Origin of the sequence: Acinetobacter sp. BIGb0102 (assembly GCF_003815055.1) — a bacterium.
GTDB classification, from domain to species: Bacteria; Pseudomonadota; Gammaproteobacteria; order Pseudomonadales; family Moraxellaceae; genus Acinetobacter; species Acinetobacter vivianii.
Map to the genome: position 1 here is coordinate 373,907 of NZ_RKQE01000010.1, position 20,461 is coordinate 394,367.

Genomic DNA, 20,461 nt, shown 5'->3' on the forward strand with positions numbered 1-20,461 from the left:
AAATACATTTATCCCTTTTCCTATGCTTTTTTAAAATATATTCATGAAGCTTTAAAAGTATCGCTAGGTTTTAATTAAAATGTATTTAAACCACTCCACCTTTATTAAGTATATAAAAGTCTTAGTAAATTAATCTTACTTAAAACCCTAGCTAAAAATTGATAATAAGTATCTAAAAAAATTAAACTTAGCTCTTAAACCCTTGAATACATTTTAAGACTAGATATCAAAGTCTTTGACTTTCAAAATGCATATTTAGATAATAAAAACAAAGGCTTGTGTGTAATTTAGACTCTATTTTTGATTTTTTATGGAAAATTTTGGTCTTAAACAAGAAATATGGAAAATTGTAGTTTTTATAAAATTACTATATTTTTATAAAAAATTTAGGAGCTTTCGAGATGATTAAAAGTATCCAGCAAGTAAAAGAAGAATTTAATAGTTCTGGTATATCAATTGCGGAATGGTCAAGGGAGAATAATTTCCCTGCTCAATTGGTCTACCAAATATTGAATCACACACGCATTCCACAAAGAGGAAAAAGCCATCTGATCGCAGTGAAGCTAGGTATAAAGCAATAGAAATTTATTCTTATAGGTTTATATAAAAGAAAACGACTTATGTTTGCAGACATAAGTCGTTTGATTCCAATACAGAAATATTGAAACCTCTTACTCAAAGTATCTTCTGTATTGGGCAATTCGTCAAGCCCTACATTTTGTTTTTTACAAAGTGAATAAATAGGCTCGTTTCTGAATAGCAGCCCTGCTGTTTTTTCAAACGAGTTAAGGAAGGTACTCAACATGAAAAAATATAAAGATGATCCAAACTCAAATCTTCATGAGCAGATCGAACTCGCTTTTAAGCGGGGTTCTGATATTGCAGGTGTCTTGCACGGCATCAGGAAAATTCATCAAGGTAGCGTTGGTAAGCGTACCTCGTTATTTCCTAGTAAGAAAAATGCTGGAATGATACCTATTGAAAGTAATTTGGAATTAGCATATGCAATTGAATTAGAGAGAGATCTTTCTGTTGTTTCCTATCGGACACAAGCATTAAAAATCCAATTAAGCCAATATGAATCAAATTATCCTGACTTTTTAGTTAAATACTCTGATGGCCGTGTTGAAGTCCATGAAGTAAAACCAGATAAACATAATTTGACAGAAAAAAAAGCTAAGAAACACCATCGAATTAAAAAAATAATAAATTACCATAACATACAATATAAGGTAATCGATAAAAATGATGTTGTGTTGGGATTTAACCAAACTGCATTATTATATTTTTATCAACGCTTAGGAATACAATCGTGGACAGATCAGCTGATAGATAAAGCAATAAAAGTCATTCCTACTCATGGTCAATTACTATTCACAGAAATACAAAAAATACTTGAAAACAATAGTTTGCCTGTTGATATAGCATATTACTTAATATTTTATAAATATATTCCTATGCCAGTTTACATCCCAGCTCTAGTAGAAGCAATCAGATCTCGGGGGCTACTATGAACTCACATTTGTTAATTCCAAAGATAGGGTTAAGATTTTTACTAACTGGAACCTCCTTTGAAGTTAGTTGGACAAGTCAAGGGATGGTACGTTACTCAGCAATCACTGGGGGAAAAATCTACTCAATTAGTATCGAAAAATTTACTGAAAAATACCATTCAGGTGAGATCAAATTAAATGGAGATTTATCTGACTCAGTATTAAGTAAGGAAAAAACTAGAGATCTATTGAGAAAACAAGAATACATTAAAACCGTGTTAAATTCAGTTAGTCATCCCTATTCACATCCTAATGTTTATAAGACAATTATCGATGTTTCAAGACGAATAAAGGACCATTCTCCTCCCTCACCCCGTTCAGTCATGAGGTGGATAAAACTGTATTTAGATAATGACAAGGATCTCTATGTTTTAAATAAAATCAAGCCGGGAAATAAATTCCTTCGCTTCAATATTGAGATTGAACAAATTATAACTCTTGCAATTAGAGAGTGCTATCTAGAACCGAAAGAACATCGAAGCAGCATTGATGTTATAGCATTTATCAAAGCAAAAATGCTTGAGCAAGATATAAACGTTAATCAATGTCCATCATTACGTACTATTCAACGAAGAATTAAGCAGCTGGATCCGTACGTCGTAATACGAGCAAAAAAAGGCGCGAGAATCGCAAATACAACATTTAAAGCCGCTGGAATAAAAAAAGAAAGCCCTTTTGTAATGGCAATAGTCGAAATTGATACTCATTATTTAGACATATTTATTATCGATGAAGAATCAAAAGATGTTATGGGGCGTCCTTTTCTAACTTGTGCTATTGATATCTTTACTCGTTGTATTGTTGGATGGTATCTAAGTATGTTACCTGTTAATGCTTCGAGTACTCTTGCAACTTTTAAAGATATGTTGAATAGACCACATAATGGTCTTCCAGGTGGAATTCCTGCTTTAATTATCCCTGATAATGGTGTGGAATTTAAAAACAATACAATGAGCAAAATATGCTGTGAACTAGGCATTACGATTCAGCCAGCTCAAAATAGAACACCAGACGATAAAGCTAAAATTGAACGTTTTTTTGGGACAATAACTCATAATCTGATTCAAAAGATAAGGGGGACCACATTTTCAAATTCTCGAGAAAAGGCCGATTATGATCCACAAAAAAATGCTAGCATTACTTTAGCTAAATTAAGATCCTATCTAACTGAATGGATTGACGAAATTTATCATAAGACTATACATTCAAGTATAAGTCGAGCTCCCATACTGGCATGGGGAGATGCTGTTAAAATAACCCCTCCTATTCTGCTCTCAAAATTTCAGATTGATGTCATTACACGAAAAACTGTTAAAAGAAATATAAATCATGGTCAGGTTAAATTTCTGTATCTAACTTATAAATCTCACGTACTCACAACATTGTCAGCTCAGGGGATACTTGAAGTTATCCTTATGGTGGATGAATCAAATCTAGAATATGTTTATTTTCAAGATCCATTTGATAGTAGTAATTATATTCGAGCTGATTCAACTGATCCAACCTATACAAGAGGATTGACATTGTATGAACATGAGATGGTTCTCGAAGAAAAAAAGAAAATATCAAAAGCAGATAAAGAAAAATTGGGTGAACATGTAACAGATTTTGCACGATGGGCTTTACATCAGCGTATTCAATCGGAGGTTAAGTTAAATAAAAAAGCGAAACAACTTAAGATTGAATTGCCAAATCATTTAAAAACTCTTTTGGATGACCCAATAGAATTTAATCTAGCTGAAGAAGAAGTATTTAGTTTCAGTAATTTACCACTTATAACAGCACAGACAGGAGACTTAGTTTCAGATAACCTATTCGATGAAAAAGATAACTATTCAGATTTTTCAACTTGGGAGTTTGATAATGAATAGTGATCAAGTTATTTTAGATAAAATTAATAAAATCATGCAACTTGTTATAGTTTCATCTGAATTTAATACAGCTTATAAAGGGATTTTACTTTGTGCAGAAAAAAATAAAACATACGCTCAGCCATTTGGTTGCTTGTTATTAGCAAAAGGTGGATTAGGAAAAACAACGCTCTGCCAAACTATTGTGAAAAAGCATCCCCCTACTTATCGGACTGAGGAGGGATTTAAGAAGTCTATAGTCCCTGTGTTTTATATAGAAGTACCCTCACCAGCTACTGTGAAATCTGTTGCAAGTTGTATGCTAAATGCTTTGCATGATCCTGCTCCTTTTTCAGGGAGCACAGCGCAGATGAATCACAAACTTGTAGCACTGTTAAAAGTATGTGAAACAAGGCTGATATTTATGGATGAATTTCATCATTTGTTTGATCTTCAAACTTCGACCAAACGAATTAATACAGTGGTATGCAATTGGATAAAAACCTTGGTGAATGAAACTGGTATTTGCTTTTGCCTAGTGGGTCTACCTGAGTTTGAGTCGTTATTGAAGATTGACAGTCAGCTTGCACGAAGATTCTCACAAACCTTTAAGCTGAATCAGCTTAGAGTTACAAAAATAGATGAACCAGGGACACTACATGCTTTCCTTCATCAGATTTCATTAAATATCGAAAAATATTTACATATTAAATTTGAACCTTCTTTAACAAGTCAACTATTAGCTTTACAGATTTATATAGCTACAAATGGTCACCATGCCTACCTAATGCTTCTTTTAGAAAATTGTCTTTTTCAAGTGATGAAAAAAGATAACTATACAATAACGATTGAAGAGTTTATTAAAGCATGGGATGACGGTATTACTTCCTATGTAAGTAAAACTAAATCAAATCCATTTCGTCTAGATATGGCTAGTATTTCTTCAAAAATAAGAAACTCTTAGTTCTAATTATTTACGTAATCATACTTTCATTAAGTGGAGTATAAGCAATGAATAAACCAAATTTTAATAGGAATTTTCTTGTCATCCCTATACCAGAAGAAAATGAATTTATTCTAAGTTTTTTAAACCGTATCAAAATGGCTAATGCTTACCCTTCACTAAATTCTGTCATAAAAACAATTTTTGAAAATAAGATAAGTACTATCAATATAGTTAAAGGGAATTTTGATAAGTCAGTTTTTTACAAATTTACAGATTTAGTAGAAGATGAGATAAATAAATTGTGTCTAACTGATCAAAATAACTTCTATGTAGTTAGTTGTCTCTTAATTTGTCCATATTGTATTAAGCAGCACAGTTATGTCTCTCTTAACGGATACAGAAAAAATGTTATATGTCCTACTCATTCGATTCCATATATAAGTAGGTGTCCCCACTGTAATAAATTATTAGATTGGGATGCCGAAAAAATTGAAATCTGCAAATTCTGCAAGACTTATGTTTATTCAAATATTGGTGATTATATTATTGAATGTGATGAAAGAATAAGCCATAGTGATATCTTTATAATTTATAATGATTTTTTAAATTTTAAAGGTTTATCATCTAGTAGAAGTGAGCAGTATAGTTTAAATAATTTACATAAAGGATTAAAAAGATCTATTGATTTTTTAATGCAACCAGATCCGTTTATAGTCAAAGAATTTAGAGAGTTATTTATAAGAACTGATATTAGATTCCCTAATTATAAAACAGTTAGATATGAGTTTTTCTTGTTAACTTTTAGAATAATTGGATTGATAAATATTATTTCTTTAGTTGGTTTTAAAATTAGAGAAAGTCTTTCGAATATTGTCGGATTCGAGCTGGTTGATAAAATTTCCAATAATTACGACAAAGAGTTATATAACCTTTTGAATTATTACGATGAAAATTTTGGGCAAAGGGAAGTTGATTTAAATATAAAAAAAATATTAAACACAACTGATGATGTTTCAAATTTGGTAATTAATAAATATTTTGAAAAATATGATAAAGATAATAATATTAAATTAGAGGATTTTATTCATTTTTGTAAAAGTTTATCTAAAAATTTAAGCTTTGAAGATGTTAAGGATGATTTTGTTTTTCTCCATGATTTTTTACCAAGCAAACAATTAGAGTTGCTAGACAAAATATTTTATAGCCCTACTTTTTTATACAATTTTAATTATGAAGAAATGTTAGCAGGAGTAAAAATCAAGAAAATAGATTTAAACTTAACCAAAGAAAATTATTGAATTTAGTAAAATAATTATTATAGATGATTATAAGTATCATCTCATACAAAACCATAAAATTAATTTTCAAATATTTTATCAAAAAGATGATAGAGGTTTTTCTAAATTTTGCAACTCCAAGCTCTCCAATTCATTTAACAGCAATACATTCTCCTGCATGAATGCAATTTTTTCTTTCCGCATAATGTTATACATACGTAAGAGATATGAACTTCTAGAAAGCTTTTCTTCGAGATTAGGAAGTTTATAAATCTGGTCAAAATATTTATCTGTTTGATTACATGGATGATTATTTTCTAACAGGTCCCATTCTTTTGGAACAATCATCATAACAGGTCTTATTCTTAAGTAATCCATTACTATGGATAAACCACTTGGGTCAAAGTCGGCATAAATTGCCACAGGGACATTCTGTTTCAATTGGCCTAAAAGAGCTTTAACAATACTTTGATTCTGCCCTTGCCCACGATAAATAAAAAGACTAAATTGCCAGGCTTCAGGTAAACATTGATACCACTCATGTAAAGTTATTAGCATCGTGGCATTTTCAATTACCACTAACCTTTTTATACCGGTAATATCTAATTCACTGACATCTATTGTTGGAACGAAAGTAGGATACCCAATTGGCATACAGACTGATTTCAGAGGTAAGTTATGGTGAATTGATGCAAATACCAATTGATCTGCAAACACCTGTTTTGATGTGCTTTTTTCATTGCGATGTACTTTCACAGCTTCAAGACGATTCTCTCCTATAGACAGCTCATCCAATACATTATCCTTGCGATATTGTTTATACAAATTTTCTAATATCTGATAATCCCGCTCCTTTAAACACAGACCATTAATTACACGATTACCAATCCCATGTTCTTCATGAAGTAATTGCCAAGTTTTATTTAATCGCACCTGTGTGGACTTTTCCCTTAACACATCCCGAATGACGTTTAACTGAATCTGGTTCACATGATCCTCCTAGATTTAGTTACAACTACATCATGTACTAAAAAGTTACCATCAAAATATGGTGTCTGGGTTTCTTCCATGCGCATCGTAATTTTGTGTTCATGTGTCTTTTGGTTCACATGATGATAGCTAACCAATGACATTAACCAGAATTCTAGCTCAACCTTTGGATGTAGTTTCTCGAAACAATCTACACCACGCCATTCTGTACCAGCATCGCTCTGTAAGGCTGCCTCAAAAAAATATTCTAGGGCCGTCTGTAATGGACTTTGTTCCACAATCTCAACCTCATTTGTTTGGTTGATGGTTGTTTGAGCTTCTGCCAGTTTAATATTCGATTTGGCATGTCGATTTTCTGCTGCTTTTGCGCCCAGTTCTCCTAAAATATCGAGTTGACTATATTGATTAACGTTACCATAACCTAATAATGGTATGGCTGTGACCCTATTAAACACATCTGGTGTTATACCTGCCTCCAGTTGCATGTCAATCTGATTCTCATATAAATACCGATGAACTGAATCAATCAATATATTGCGGTGCTGGATCAGTTGTTCTTTTTTAAGTGCTGTAATCTGTTCCTTAATCTGGTGGGCTGTATTTAATAACTCACGATTACAAGCATTTACCACAGGTTGCAAACGTCGCTTAACCAGTCGTTCAAGCTCTTTACCTAAACACATCACTTGATCCAGCCAATCCGCACTTAATATTGTAAGTGTCTCGCGTAATTTACCATGTTGTTTTAACGCTTGTTCAGTCACATGAATTTTTAACTCAAGATCGGATATGACAGCTAAGTGATCTGCCACTATACTGGAAAAATATAAGCAGTTTTCATGCAGTAAACTGGACAATTCAACCACCAATTCACTGAGTTGGCTTAAATAATGTCTAGCTTCAGGCAGACTTCTTTGTCTAGCAAATTGATAGGTCTCAGTACAGCTCTCAATTTGGTTAATACATCCATGAATATCGTCACTGGAATTTTTGATTCGCCCTTTCTTTTCAAAATGTGAAACAAACCTGACAACTGTACTATGCAGGATATAAGCCTCAGTATCTGTTTCGATATAGCCTAATCCTGCTTTATTCAACCGTTTAATCATTGTTTCATGTTCAGGGCTAAATTCAATCGCACCATGATTATTACTGATCGCGGCCCCAATCACATCAATATGTGTAGCTAAGGTCGAGCAGGCTTTTGCAGCGGGATGTTCTTTTCTGGCTTCATTCATACTGGGTACCTATATCAAATTATCCTGAACTAGCTGTCCTGCTGTGTCATGCAAGTTGTCCGTCGGGATCTGTTCACAGGCACTGATATATTCCAATTGCTCATAAAATAATGACCATTTCGCTGTGGCTCGATAGGTTGTTCCAGCATCATGACCCGCTAGAATCAGGTATTTTTCATCCTGCAAATAATTCAGTACATATTGCAATTGATCGGATGCATTGGTACTTGTCGATTGTTTAGCAACTTTTTGAGCAAGTTTTTTCAGTTGCTCACTGCCTAAATGAGATTGCTCTACACTGGTAAGCAATTGACCTTTTGAAATGATATCTCCATATTCAATTGGCTTACTGCCATTGGTCAGTGTACGGCACAAGCGTACCCATTGCACAATGGGTTCAATTCTCAAAACAAAATCATTAAATTGTCGCTGAATAATCTTACGAATTTCTGGAGACTCAATATCCAGATAAGCACAATAAAACCCATTACCATCATTGCTGCGAATACAGTTACGATTCAGTCTGGATAAAAAATGATTGATCTCTTGAAGATTATCAGGCTGACATAAATCGCTATACAGGGATTTATCCAACCATGTATCAATAATTTCACCACGAAGTAACCGTTCTATACATTCACCGAAAGATTGATGATTCATTATGCACAGCTCCCTGCAACAAGTAGTGGATTCTGTTGAATTTTTGACTTTACTACAAACTGAGAAATGCCTTTATCTTTATCAATATTATATTTATATTGAAATGACTTTCCGATTTCTTCACTCATTTGTGGTTGAGCACACACCAGATAGACCTGTTGCTGTTGCATCAGCTCTAGTAATTTTATGCTATTACTTGGGTCAATTTGTCCTAACTCATCAATTGGTAAATGAATGGCTACACTTTCATCTGCACACAAATGACGGATTAATCCTGTAAAAATTAATAAAATCACCAAGCGAGATAAACCTGTAGATGAGGCCTCTGCCAAATCCCTGTCATTTCTCACCTTGACCAAACGAGTATTTTCTCTGAAGCAAATGCTCATTTCCACCATGGTTTTTAGGTCATGACTTTCAACATTAGAATTATGTAAAGCTTTTATTGCATTTTCCAAAGAGGCAATGACGCTTTCATTAGGAAGTTCATTCACATCAGAGTCAAACTTATTCACAAAACTTTCCAGATCCGTAAGATAACCAAATTTATTGATTGTAGCTTCAAGTCGGATCTCAATATCACTTAATGATGAAAACGGATTATGGGTATTAATATTCGAGCTCAGATCATCTGAGACTCTGAAGACTTTCCGTTGAAACCGTTTGAGTGATTCATAATGGTTTTGAAAAACGATACCCAATGACTGGTATGCTACGATCGTTGCATTAATTTTGGATGGAATTTCATGCTCTAGCATTTTGCCCAATACTGTCATAGCCTGTAACATATAAGGTAAACTGTCTACCTGATAACGAGAATCCAACATCTGGTTACTCCAGTATTTTTCCAGACCATTACCCTGCGCCAAACTCAAAATCTGTTTTACTAATGTATGTAATTTAAGGCTTTCTTTACGTAAATCTGCCAATTGAGACAATTGCTCCTGCCCATGATTGAGATACCAGTCAAAATCTAGTGGTTTCTCTATTTCATCAATAGCAAATTCTGATTCCAACTCTGTAAAATCCAGTATTGATGGTTCCATACGTTTTAATAAATCATCAAGTTGCTGCGATTTTCTCTGAATTATCTTGAGAGCAGCTTGATACTGCCTGTTATGTTCACTTTTTTCCTTATCCAGTTGTTGTAACGCTTTTACACCATCTGCATGTTCTTGTTCCAGATGTTCAATCACTTCCTGAATCATTTTTAATTGGTCGTGAAGTCCAGCACGTTGACTAAGTTCTATCTCAACCCATTTATGATAAGCATTAATTCTGCCAATGTATCCATTCACAGTTTCAAACTGCTGTTGAGCATCAGCTAAACGTTGTTCAGCACGTTTTAACTGTTGTGTATCCACACCTTCAGCCTGCAATGCTCGATCTTTAGCGCTAAGCAACTCAGCAATTTTATCTTCGCCCTGCTTTATAGCTTGATGAATATTGTCTTCAATCTGTTTTACTTGTTGCTGAAGTTGGGTATCTTTAAGCTGATACTTTGCCTTAATACTATCGCGAGCTTTTTCTTGTAGTTGTTGCAGGTTATTTTTGGCTGACTTATGCTGCTGGATCAGGGATTTTTGTTGTTGCTCGGCATCTTGTAAGAGTTGGGCGGCCCTTTCCTTGCGTTCATTGACATTCAGGCGAATGTTTTTCTCTATACGTTCCTGTGCGGCATCTAATTCCTGAGATTTTCTATTTAAATTGTTTAACTCCTGCTCAGACACAGACAGCTCTATTTGCAAACGTTCCAACTCTTCTTTGGCAGTGTTCGTTTTACGTTCCAACATTGTCTGATCAGCCTGATATTGACTATAACGCAAGGCCTGCTGTTCAATACGCTTTTTAAGATCCTCCAGCGTGTCCGCTTCCTGAGGTAAACTCAGTTTATCCAATTCTAAATGCAATCCATAAAATGAGTTCTGGCTTAATTCATCAGTTTCCCATTTAGGATTGAGCCCTTTTCTAAGCAATAAAACAGGATTAATCAATTTACCAATATTCTGCTTCCATGCCTCATTAGGATGAGTACGCAGAAAACTGATTAATGAACCTTCATTATTTAATTGTTCACGTAATTTCTGTTCCTTTTCCTGCTCTTTACCCAATAAGCTTTTATGTTTTTCCAATGCTTTAAGTGCATCATGCACCTGTTGTTTGTGGATATCAACGTTCTCCTTAAGTAGAGTGTGTTTACTGAGATATTCTGAAATTTGCTGTTTTTGTTGTTTTAATAATTTTTTATTTAAATCTACATGTTGCAGCTCATCAGAAGTATATGCTCCAGCTTCGCCAACACTTCGATGTGCCTGCTGAATATTTTCATTTATAGTCTCAAGGGCTAATTCTTGCCTGTTTGACAATTCAGTTAATTCCTCCTGCTGGTCCGTCCGAAGCAAGTCTTCATCTAATGATTGTTGTTTGAAGAGCTCAATCTGTTGATGATGTATATCTCCTTTCTTTTGTTCCCACGACTCCTTTTCCCTAGATGTTTCATCTCGAATCTGGCGTATATGCTGATCATGGGAATCCACAATATCTTTGGCAGAAGCTTCCAGACGTTGTAGTTGAGCACGTTCTTCCTGCACTTTAGTTTGATAAACAGGCAGATCATGATACTCACTGATCATGCGATCAATATTGAGTTGCTGATATTCCTGTTCCTGCCTATTGATATGCTCAATCTGATTTTTAACTGCTGTACGTTCACCTTGTTTGCTACGTAGTTGAGTCGCTAGATCAGTTATAGTCGTTTGTAAAACATCATTGTCCTGTCCGTATTTTAGTAAATAGGTATCATGCTCGTGTTGTAGCTCACGCTCATCCTCTATAAATTGTTCAGTTAACACATGACCCTGTAACTTCACCTTAAGGAGTTGCTGATATGTTTGAATGACGTTTGCTCTAAGTTGCGTACCTTTTTCAAGTTGAGAACTTGCTTTTATAAACTCCTGCAAACTTCTCATATCCTCGATCAGATTTAAGTTTGCCGTATGAGTTAGACCTTTATCACCTACAACTGCATTTTCATCCTGTAGAAATGCATCTACCAGCATACTTTTAAACTTATTAATCAGATCTACCTGAGACATAGGCACACGAGTTAATTCACCCAGATGACGCAGTGTATATTGACGATCACACATGGCGTAGTCTGCTGCCAATATACGAAGACTCTTATCACGAGCAAAACGCTCTTTATCGTTATGCAGAATAGCCCGATAATCCAGTATCGTTTCAATTTGCTTACTGATTTTAATATTATTTAATTGCAGTTCATGAATAATCTCATTCACTTGCGTATTTTTCGTAAATAATTCATCGAACTGTGGCGCAAAAAAAGTTTCTTCAGCACGTCCTTGCACAAAACGATAAATCAGTTTTATACCATTTTGGTGCCTGTACATCACAACACAGCACATACCCTGTTGCCCAAGATATTCATATACAATCATTGATTGGAGATTAGGCAAATAAAAATCCAGAAAACTAGATTTATTACCAGCTTTTTGCACCATGCTTTCAGGTGAAATTCCAGCAAATATCGGTAATAAATTAAGCATACTGGTCTTACCACGACCATTCCCACCAATCAAATTGGTATGTCCATCACATCGCAACTTCACCCGTTTATTTCTAATATAAGAGTTATGTAAATAAATATTTTTTAAACCTTTGGTTATCGCTTCGTGATTTATGCTGTTCAAAGTATTTTTCTCAAAAACAAGTAAATATAAATAATGGAACCCACATAAAGAATGCGAGCTCTATATCGTCTTAGGGCTTTCTTGGTGGAGATGTAGTTTGTTGAGATGAATTTGATGTGTTCCCCCCAGAAGATCTGGTTGGTTGATAACCAAATTTATCTGAATCAGAAATAGATCCAGAAGGTTTCGGACTGTAACTATCATTTATGTTTTCAGGATTTTTAATATTAGACATTTCGATTCCTTAGGGTTTTTTAGGTGGAGATGTAGGTGCTTGAGGATTACTCGGGTTTGTTCCTTTCGATTTTTCTGGTTGATAACCTGCACCAGGCATTGGGTTGTGTGGTTTTATCACAGCTGGACTATAACCATCACCAACAGGCACTCTTTGAGTTTTATCATTCATAATTAATCTCGCTCTAAAATTAAGGTTTTTTAGGGGGTTGAGTATTCGACGGATTTTGTGAAGTCACCTTTTGTGGCTGGTAACCTCTCGTTTGTAAGTCGCTTGGTATACTCTGAATATTAGTTTTTAAATCTTTAGTTGACATTGATAACTCCATAGATAAATATTAGGGATGTTGAAAAAATTCAATACTTTGAATGTCTTTGGATAATATTAGAATTCCTTCAGATTGCTCACGTATTCTTTCAAAACCACCCTCAGCACTAACCTCCCATGCTTTTTCTAAGTAGATTTGCGGATCTTCAGGGAAACTCGATGTAAATGATTTCTCTGAATATTCTCCTGCTAGTTTTTTCCCATCAGATAATGTAACTAAAATAAAATATTCTTTTCTCTGAGAAAAAATATAGTCCCATGCCCTTGGTGTCGGATGAGGAGCATTCTTTTTAAAAAACTCCATATTTCTTAACTTTAACCATCCCCAAGCTAAAAATGCTGGAAAAACGAGCATGACAAATGAATAAAAGATAATTGTAAAAAAAGGACAAATAAAATCCCATTTTTTACTAAAAATCATCATATAAATAAAAGGTCCTAATAAAGCATAGTTCAAACAACTATATGTAATGGCATCAATAATTAGCTTTGTACTATCTTTTTCATGATTTGGGCACAGTAACGAATAGGTTTTTATTGAAATAAAGCCTGGAATTGCAAAAATAATAAATAGAACAAGCTTACTAGATTCAAAGATTTCCATAATAATCCCCTATATTAAAGATAAAAACTGACTTTATTAGAATTTATAATAGCCATTAAAACAGGATCATCTGGATCATCTATCTTATTTTGTAAATCGGTTAGTAATACTTCATCCAACGCACTGGGGCTTGTCGATACATAGTCAGGATGAGAATGCCAATCACCAATATAGCGAACAATATAGGCTGTTTTTTCACTACATAGATCAATGTAATCTGACAGGCCTTCACTTCCCCTTATGAAAGTTGTTGGTGTTGCAATGCTATCGTGAGGTGCTTCACAAATATCCACAATATAGATACTTTTTAGTTTCTGATCGATGTATCCTAAAATGACACCACCTGTTTCATTTGGAAGTTCTTTTGCTCTTATTTTAGATAATTTTTGGTGAATAAAATCATCATAAATTATTGTCCAGCCATTCTGTAAGATTTCTCTCTTTGAAGGCAATACTTCTATAATGTGAGAATTTACTTGTCCTGTCGAATCATCTAAAGACCAGATTTTAATCTGAGCTTCATTACAGTGGCTTCCCAAACGAATTTGTCGTGCCAGTATAGCGCCATGTAATTTAATTAATTCATCAGAAATAATCATAGAAATATCACGGCAGCCTCCACCTGTTTTAAATGCACCAAGATGTTTCTTAAGATGTTTTACTCCCCAATCATTATTTAATATAGCTCTATAATATTGTGCTTCTAATACATCAATTCTAATCTTCTGTTCTTTATCTTCAAATAATAAAACAGAATCTTCACCTGATGGTGTTATAAATGTAGACACTATACGTGTCGAATTTGCTAATGTTGGGAGATCTCTTGCGGTTTCTATTGATGTTGTCACATCAATTAATAATTCAGCGTTATTAATAGCTTCTTTAACTTGAGAATTTTCTGAGTCGTTAATTTTTGCATGAATAGCAACACTTTTTTCCCCAGAAGGATAGTTTAGATCCACTAATTCTTTTACAACATCTACTTTAGATTTTCCAATATGGCAGTCTTTACCGATATGCCGGATTACATTATGAGGTTTAAGTAGATCATCATCCACATACGACCACTTCCCCCATGCTTCTTTTGACCAAATTTCAGCTAATGTACTACCAAGTGCACCCACCCCAGCTAATACACCGTTAAAATTTGCGTTTGAAAGATCTATTCCTGAGGCCGTTCTTGCGAACTTTTTTGTGGTTTCGAATGTAATTTGAACATGTTCAAGTTGAATATTTTTTAAATTATCATTGGGCTGTTCAACTTTTAGATCAAATAAATGGTGATCAGGAAAACATATATTCTCGTTTTTTTTATCAAAACCTTTATTCAAAGCTCCTAACCTAATACCCAAATCAGAAATAGTAGTATTACTAAGAGCAAAACCATAAAAATCGTAGTTAGTGCTTTCATCATTATTTTGATTAACTATTGGAACTATAAGTAAAAGCAATAAGAATGTATTTGTATTTGGTGATAAAAACTGAATACCATTATGATCTACATTTTTTTTAATTTCTTCTATCAATATATTCTTTAGATCAATATTCTTTGCTCTAAAATATTCAACTAAACCATCTAAAGTATCAGGAACTCTTTCAATTGGATTTAAACCAAGTTCTGGCAGTTTTACAACTATACTTTCAAAAGAAACCTCGTCAATTTTTTCAGCTACACCTATATATGAAGCTCTAAAAATCTTATATAGCTTATCCTGATTGTAAATATAATTTAACCTAAGTTTGAAATTTTCGGAATACAAACTATTAAAAAAATCAGATGGTAAAATTACTTGGTAAAAATTATTATAAAATAACCGCTCAGGAACAATATCATTTAGATGCAAAGTATCATTTGATGTTTCATGAAGCCACCATAAGATTCTCTGAAGAAATTTTTTGGGTGTCCAAGTCCTCTCAACTGATTCCCAACTTTCAGCATATAAGCAAAGCGAGGCTGGATCTCCAGAAGATGTTCCATTTAAATGAGGAGTTTTTGGAAAATCTTTTCGAAGTGCTAAAACCTCATAGGGACTGCCAAATCGTTTATTAGGGTTATAAACTATAGCCAGTACTTCTGTCACTAAAATACCGACTTGGTTTTCTGTTGGGACAGTCCCATCACCACAGTGGACAATAATCGCTTCAGCTGGTTGATCTGATTTCCAAGACAATTCAACAATATCAGCAATATCGAAATCAGGATGACTAAGGCATGATTGAAATAATTGACGTGTCTGCTCATACTTTAGAAGATTAGGATCTAAGCTAGAATACGATTTACCTATCTTGAAAAACGGATCGACTGACATATAGTATTATCCTGCTCTAAGGTTAGGGGAAGCTGCAATTGACGCTGCGCCAATGACAGCTTTATTAGCTACACGTATCCCAACGTTATCAATCTCAAAAATGAGTGGCTTCACATTCGTACTCTTAGGATATTCACCCGTACAGTAAAACTTACCACTCACAGAGAGTTGCTGGACAATTCTTGTATAGGTCCGTTTAGCACGAATGCATGGAGGATCACTGTCTTCATCCTGAATCAACTTACTACTGGCAACAATGGCAGCCCCTTTTCTGGCCTGAGATAATGCATTGACTGCATCAACAGACTCTTTTGCACTTTCTCCCTTTCCACTCCAGCTATCATGTGAAAGAGTGCGCCACGAACAGTGATGGGGTGTTTGCAAAATATTGTATGCAAGAACCTCTGGAATAGAGCGATACTTATCCCAAATCAGCTCCCAAATTTCTACTTCTGCATCTCCACCAGATAAGAAACGGCATTTATCAGAATAGTCATTTGAAGCAATACTAAAATTAATGATCACGCTTGAATGATTTTTAGAAAGTACACATTCTAATTCTTCACTTTGCTTTGTCATAGGCGCGATTAAGAAACATTCAAGATTTGAATCATACCCTTGATTATTGATTCTAAACGTTGTACCAGATTTAATGAGAATAGGATTTAAATCATCGGTCTTACCATTCTCGTCTTCACCCATGATAAGGATTTGATCGCCTTTAGGAATATTAAAGAAATTATTCTCTTTATTAATTTTGACTCGGCGTCTTGCTTCTGTATTAAAAGCACATGCATCCTCACATAAAGTATGATTTTTTGAAGCGCGTCTAAATACCATCGGTGAAGACCAGAGCTCACGAATCACAATTCTCTTTTCATTGTCTATTTTATTATCATCACAATAGTTAGCTAAAGCTCCTAAATGAAAATGCTTTTGCAATCCCGTACAATGATCTTTATCAGGGTGGCTTAATAAAAATACATCAACAAAAGGACGATTATTCATATCCCGCTTAAGTCTGCCCCGTAAGTCACTGGCAACATCATAAGTAGAAGTTAAAGGATTATCAGCATCCTGACGGATATTGATATCAACTAATATGGTTCTACCATCAGCTAAAGTGATAAGTGTCATATCACCATTATCGACGGGAAAGAAAACGATTGAAGCAGGCATACGTTTACCTTAAGCGACTAGAAAAGATTGATGTCTTAATATACAATATAATTTTTAGATGGGAATACTTTTTATACCCATCTAAAAATTATATTTGTTAGCAAACATTTCAGGTGATGTATGACCGATAAAAAATCTAAAACGTCAAATTGGTCACAAGACAAGCGGTTAGAGTTTATAGATTTTAGGCTTCAATGGACTGGTAAAATCAATCGTAGTGATCTAGTAGATTTTTTTGGAATATCTGTTCCTCAAGCTTCTCTTGACTTAGCTCGCTATATAGATTGGCGTCCAGATAATGTATTTTATGACAAAAAAACAAAGGCTTATTTAAAGTCTGAAGAATTCCAACCTCTATTCAGCGAAAAAGGTTCACGCTACTATTTACGTAATTTACTGGCTTTAAATCAAAATATTATTAGAAGTGATGAAAGCTTTATCGGCATGGTACCTCCCAGTGATGTCTTACCATCTTTAGAGCGAACAGTGCCTGAAAATACCTTAGCTTTGGTTATTGATGCGATTAATAATAAAAAAGCTATCAGAGTAAGCTATCTTTCAATGACGAGTGATGTAGCTTCTGAAAGAACACTTAATCCACATGCTATGGTATTCGATGGTCATCGTTGGCATGTAAGAGCATTTTGTCGAACACGTAAAGATTTTCGTGATTTCGTTTTAGCTAGAATTATTACAGCAGAAACTCTAGATGAAGCAGTGGTATCTTCCGAACAAGATATAGCATGGCATACATACATCACACTAGTTTTTAAGCCTTCATCTGACTTATCTGAAACACATCGTAAAGCCATTGAATTTGACTATGGAATGATCGATGGGAAAATAGAGATAAAATGTAGAAAAGCATTATTATTTTATACTTTGAAACGTTACAATCTCTTAAAGGATTTCATAACGGATAACGAGAAGTTAAATAAGTTAAATGATCAATTTATATCCTTATCAAACTATGAAGATATCTCTCATTTAATAAAAGATGAGATTGGGCAATAAATTATGGCAAATGAATTATCTACCTCAGAAAAACTCCAAAAAGAAAACATAAGTAACATATGGAAAATCATATGTATGGATTTTCTTATTTTAAACATTGTTTTATCCGCATTGAATATAGAAAAATTTATGAGTTTATTATTTTCAAAAAGTATGTTGGATAACTCTTTATTTAAATTATTATCATCCTTTATCTTGGGTATTTTAATCGTAAAATTGCTATTAAATATTTTACCAGCAGAAATAAAACATAACATTATATTTGGGAAATTGAAATATAGTCTCCCAGGGCATCGGGCTTTTACTGTACATGCGAAAAAAGATCCACGTATTGATATGGAAAATTTAGAAAAAATACTCGGTGTACTTCCTACACTACCGTTTGAACAAAATCGTGTCTGGTACAAAATTTATCAAAAACATAAAAATGATGAACAAATTATTGACTCTCATTTAAAATTTCTATTTTTTAGAGATAGTAGCATATTAACTATTTTTATACTTATTGGCTTTATTATTCTTTGTATCACTTTTAAAGCAACACTATTCCAATGGATACTTTCAATTTCATTCATTACTATTCAATTAATCATTTTTATCATCTCAGCAAGAAATAATGGCATTAGATTCGTCCAGAATATTTTATGCCTTGAGTCTCATAAAGATCTACCTTAATTTATTCTGTAAAAAATTTAAGAAAAAATTCCTACAATAGTGAATCATACCAAATTATAATTTTTTAAAATCATATAAGATTAAGATTTATTCTTTATTACTATTTAATTCGTGCCATTTATTTAAGAGATCTATCTCTTCTTCTTCAATAGTTGTTTCGCCATTTAGTAATCTTCTTAATCTTGAATCTGAATTTTTTCTACAAGCATTGACTACCTCTTCTGGAAATGCTTGTCGAGCATTCGATTGAGCAATGAGCCAGGCACTACGGATTTTCTTTTGTTCAAGAGTTAAGTTTTCAAATTTACATTTTGCCTGATATAACCACTCTTTCACATGATTGGATTGTTCTTGTGGTAAAAGCTTTGTGGCTTTCTCAAGTAGTTCATAGACACGTTGTTTATCTGTATCTTCTGGCATATAGTCATCAAAATCATGTAATGAAATATATCTAAAGAGTTTACTACCATTTAGTTCTATAGCCAAAAATGCTTCTGCAATAATTTTATCAGCAATTGCTCTAGCATGTGTTGCAGCATAGACCGTCGGTGAAAAAATTGGAATTCCCATTGTCCGTAAGATTTCACTAGCTTCAAAGACTCCCTCTTCACCTAAATATACATTTGTATCAAATAAAGCAATTTTTCCCTTTCCCATGATATGAAAAGAACTTAAATTAGAATCAGGATGCCATGTCTCTTTTACATGCCAATCACCTGTTAAAAATTCATAGTCATTGATATTTAAAGCTCTCATTCCACTTATGTATAGTTGCTTTGAAAATTGTATTTTTGATAGTTCTTCATAGAGCATGTCGTTTTACCATTTTCTAAATTCACGTAATTATAAGTTACGTTAGTCTTGTAGAGCTCTGCTTAGTATGAACTATTTGTTTTATGACAAATATTCCGTTTTTTAATTTTATAAGTAACTGATCTATCAATTTTTTTTGTCAGCTCTGGGTTGCGTCCAGACAATTTTTTAATTAAGACGGGAGCGCTATTAGGAGCCTTGCTCCATATAGCATCATTCTCCACATAAAGTACTGTGTTGGTACGTGCATTCTCAATAAAACTTTTACAAAGCTCCCTAGCTGCTGCAGTAGCTATATCACTTTCATCCTCTAAGTTGTTAATTTTCATATCTAAAACCTTATTTTGATTAAATTTGGTTAGGCTGACGAATAACATAATAGCTATTTTAGCCTAATGTCCTATAAGAATAGTGAATTAAATGAAAAATCTTTATTGATAAAAGAATTTTTAAAGAGTAAACGAGGGTTTGATTATATTCTAAAAATATGTCTCAAGTAGTTGAATAAGCTTAATATAAAAATTTATGTGTCTTTTAAAGGGTTGATATAACTATAGAGATTGGAAAATGGCATTTTCCTTTTATGTAATAGAACCATATGGTGATAGATATGAAAAAAGTATTAGTTTTACATGCTAGTGGTAAAATCGAAAAATAAGCTGTTGAAATGCTGTCTAATCAAGAATATATTCAGTAATATCCTATTTGTACGTGATGCAAAAAAACTAGGCGCATCAACCCCATCGAATGCTGTTGTAATTGAAGGATATGTATTAAATTTCGAACAATTAAAACAGCAATCAAAAATCAAAATCTTGTTTATTTAAATTTAGCCAGTGAAGTTGATCAACAGACTCAAAATATTATTTCAGCTATATACGAAAATGGTAATTATTCCTCAAAATTATAAGATCTTTAACTCCGCCATAAATACTTTGATTCAAATATTCTATTTTTAATCATTGGATTACTGATTATGATGATTTAGATACTGTGTCTACATTAGGTGGGTAGGATTGGCTTAAATCTATAGAAAACAATGGCCTCATTGAATATAATCATGTCAGCCAGCGCTGAGTCA

General features: G+C 33.5%; 16 protein-coding genes and 1 pseudogene. 7 read left to right on the plus strand and 10 right to left on the minus strand.

Annotated features, from left to right (window positions below; all coding sequences use genetic code 11):
* The first annotated feature begins 401 nt into the window (after positions 1-401).
* From EC846_RS04475 to EC846_RS04495, 5 genes and pseudogenes are all read left to right on the plus strand, one after another.
* A complete protein-coding gene (locus EC846_RS04475; protein WP_004915830.1) occupies positions 402-581 on the plus strand; it encodes a DNA-binding protein in 180 nt (59 codons plus the stop codon).
* A 222-nt stretch (positions 582-803) separates the two neighbouring features.
* The gene (locus EC846_RS18565) at positions 804-1,514 is read left to right on the plus strand and encodes a TnsA endonuclease N-terminal domain-containing protein (protein ID WP_322900089.1); all 711 of its coding nucleotides are present in this window, start codon (positions 804-806) and stop codon (positions 1,512-1,514) included.
* A pseudogene (locus EC846_RS18440) lies at positions 1,511-2,104 on the plus strand (transposase); the annotation flags it as partial. The gene EC846_RS18565 and the pseudogene EC846_RS18440, both read left to right, overlap by 4 nt.
* A gap of 1,312 nt (positions 2,105-3,416) precedes the next feature.
* Complete coding sequence (locus EC846_RS04490) at positions 3,417-4,367, plus strand: TniB family NTP-binding protein (RefSeq protein ID WP_123774343.1); 951 nt, start codon at positions 3,417-3,419, stop codon at positions 4,365-4,367.
* A 47-nt stretch (positions 4,368-4,414) separates the two neighbouring features.
* On the plus strand, positions 4,415-5,647 hold the full coding sequence (locus tag EC846_RS04495; RefSeq protein ID WP_123774344.1) for a hypothetical protein: 1,233 nt from the start codon (positions 4,415-4,417) through the stop codon (positions 5,645-5,647).
* A 78-nt stretch (positions 5,648-5,725) separates the two neighbouring features.
* On the opposite strand, the gene EC846_RS04500 is transcribed toward EC846_RS04495, so the two are convergent.
* The 8 genes from EC846_RS04500 to EC846_RS04530 all read right to left on the minus strand — a co-directional run bounded on the left by EC846_RS04500 (position 5,726) and on the right by EC846_RS04530 (position 16,878).
* On the minus strand, positions 5,726-6,616 hold the full coding sequence (locus tag EC846_RS04500) for a hypothetical protein (protein ID WP_123774345.1): 891 nt from the start codon (positions 6,614-6,616) through the stop codon (positions 5,726-5,728).
* Positions 6,613-7,854 (minus strand): hypothetical protein, encoded by a 1,242-nt coding sequence (locus tag EC846_RS04505; RefSeq protein ID WP_123774346.1) that lies wholly within the window; start codon positions 7,852-7,854, stop codon positions 6,613-6,615. Before EC846_RS04505 ends, EC846_RS04500 begins: the two co-directional genes overlap by 4 nt.
* Before the next feature lie 9 nt (positions 7,855-7,863).
* Positions 7,864-8,514, minus strand: coding sequence for a hypothetical protein (locus EC846_RS04510; RefSeq protein ID WP_123774347.1), 651 nt, complete (start codon positions 8,512-8,514; stop codon positions 7,864-7,866).
* Positions 8,514-12,224, minus strand: a complete 3,711-nt coding sequence (locus EC846_RS04515) for an ATP-binding protein (protein ID WP_123774348.1) — start codon at positions 12,222-12,224, stop codon at positions 8,514-8,516. The genes EC846_RS04510 and EC846_RS04515 overlap by 1 nt, the downstream gene beginning before the upstream one ends.
* 244 nt (positions 12,225-12,468) lie before the next feature.
* The gene (locus EC846_RS18260; protein WP_004879542.1) at positions 12,469-12,630 is read right to left on the minus strand and encodes a hypothetical protein; all 162 of its coding nucleotides are present in this window, start codon (positions 12,628-12,630) and stop codon (positions 12,469-12,471) included.
* Between the two features lie 166 nt (positions 12,631-12,796).
* Positions 12,797-13,390: a DUF6338 family protein gene (locus EC846_RS04520; RefSeq protein WP_123774349.1), complete on the minus strand. Its 594-nt coding sequence runs from the start codon at positions 13,388-13,390 to the stop codon at positions 12,797-12,799.
* Between the two features lie 14 nt (positions 13,391-13,404).
* Entirely contained in the window at positions 13,405-15,699 is a 2,295-nt protein-coding gene (locus EC846_RS04525; RefSeq protein WP_123774350.1) for a Mov34/MPN/PAD-1 family protein, read from the minus strand.
* A 6-nt stretch (positions 15,700-15,705) separates the two neighbouring features.
* Positions 15,706-16,878 (minus strand): metallohydrolase, encoded by a 1,173-nt coding sequence (locus tag EC846_RS04530; RefSeq protein WP_123774351.1) that lies wholly within the window; start codon positions 16,876-16,878, stop codon positions 15,706-15,708.
* A gap of 120 nt (positions 16,879-16,998) precedes the next feature.
* Here EC846_RS04530 and EC846_RS04535 point away from each other — a divergent pair, with 120 nt between their 5' ends.
* Complete coding sequence (locus tag EC846_RS04535) at positions 16,999-17,892, plus strand: helix-turn-helix transcriptional regulator (protein ID WP_123774352.1); 894 nt, start codon at positions 16,999-17,001, stop codon at positions 17,890-17,892.
* A 3-nt stretch (positions 17,893-17,895) separates the two neighbouring features.
* Complete coding sequence (locus tag EC846_RS04540; RefSeq protein ID WP_123774353.1) at positions 17,896-18,567, plus strand: hypothetical protein; 672 nt, start codon at positions 17,896-17,898, stop codon at positions 18,565-18,567.
* An 87-nt stretch (positions 18,568-18,654) separates the two neighbouring features.
* Here the strand turns inward: EC846_RS04540 and EC846_RS04545 are convergent, their stop codons facing one another.
* Together EC846_RS04545 and EC846_RS04550 are read right to left on the minus strand one after the other, a co-directional pair.
* Entirely contained in the window at positions 18,655-19,380 is a 726-nt protein-coding gene (locus EC846_RS04545) for a hypothetical protein (RefSeq protein WP_123774354.1), read from the minus strand.
* 62 nt (positions 19,381-19,442) lie between these two features.
* Complete coding sequence (locus EC846_RS04550) at positions 19,443-19,709, minus strand: hypothetical protein (RefSeq protein WP_123774355.1); 267 nt, start codon at positions 19,707-19,709, stop codon at positions 19,443-19,445.
* Positions 19,710-20,461: the final 752 nt, after the last annotated feature.

Excerpts from the sequence above, each read along its gene's own strand:
- EC846_RS04475 (WP_004915830.1), top strand. The coding sequence starts at position 402 with ATGATTAAAAGTATCCAGCAAGTAAAAGAAGAATTTAATAGTTCTGGT.
- EC846_RS18565 (WP_322900089.1), top strand. The coding sequence starts at position 804 with ATGAAAAAATATAAAGATGATCCAAACTCAAATCTTCATGAGCAGATC.
- EC846_RS04490 (WP_123774343.1), top strand. The coding sequence starts at position 3,417 with ATGAATAGTGATCAAGTTATTTTAGATAAAATTAATAAAATCATGCAA.
- EC846_RS04495 (WP_123774344.1), top strand. The coding sequence starts at position 4,415 with ATGAATAAACCAAATTTTAATAGGAATTTTCTTGTCATCCCTATACCA.
- EC846_RS04505 (WP_123774346.1), bottom strand. The coding sequence starts at position 7,854 with ATGAATGAAGCCAGAAAAGAACATCCCGCTGCAAAAGCCTGCTCGACC.
- EC846_RS04510 (WP_123774347.1), bottom strand. The coding sequence starts at position 8,514 with ATGAATCATCAATCTTTCGGTGAATGTATAGAACGGTTACTTCGTGGT.
- EC846_RS18260 (WP_004879542.1), bottom strand. The coding sequence starts at position 12,630 with ATGAATGATAAAACTCAAAGAGTGCCTGTTGGTGATGGTTATAGTCCA.
- EC846_RS04520 (WP_123774349.1), bottom strand. The coding sequence starts at position 13,390 with ATGGAAATCTTTGAATCTAGTAAGCTTGTTCTATTTATTATTTTTGCA.
- EC846_RS04525 (WP_123774350.1), bottom strand. The coding sequence starts at position 15,699 with ATGTCAGTCGATCCGTTTTTCAAGATAGGTAAATCGTATTCTAGCTTA.
- EC846_RS04530 (WP_123774351.1), bottom strand. The coding sequence starts at position 16,878 with ATGCCTGCTTCAATCGTTTTCTTTCCCGTCGATAATGGTGATATGACA.
- EC846_RS04535 (WP_123774352.1), top strand. The coding sequence starts at position 16,999 with ATGACCGATAAAAAATCTAAAACGTCAAATTGGTCACAAGACAAGCGG.
- EC846_RS04540 (WP_123774353.1), top strand. The coding sequence starts at position 17,896 with ATGGCAAATGAATTATCTACCTCAGAAAAACTCCAAAAAGAAAACATA.
- EC846_RS04545 (WP_123774354.1), bottom strand. The coding sequence starts at position 19,380 with ATGCTCTATGAAGAACTATCAAAAATACAATTTTCAAAGCAACTATAC.
- EC846_RS04550 (WP_123774355.1), bottom strand. The coding sequence starts at position 19,709 with ATGAAAATTAACAACTTAGAGGATGAAAGTGATATAGCTACTGCAGCA.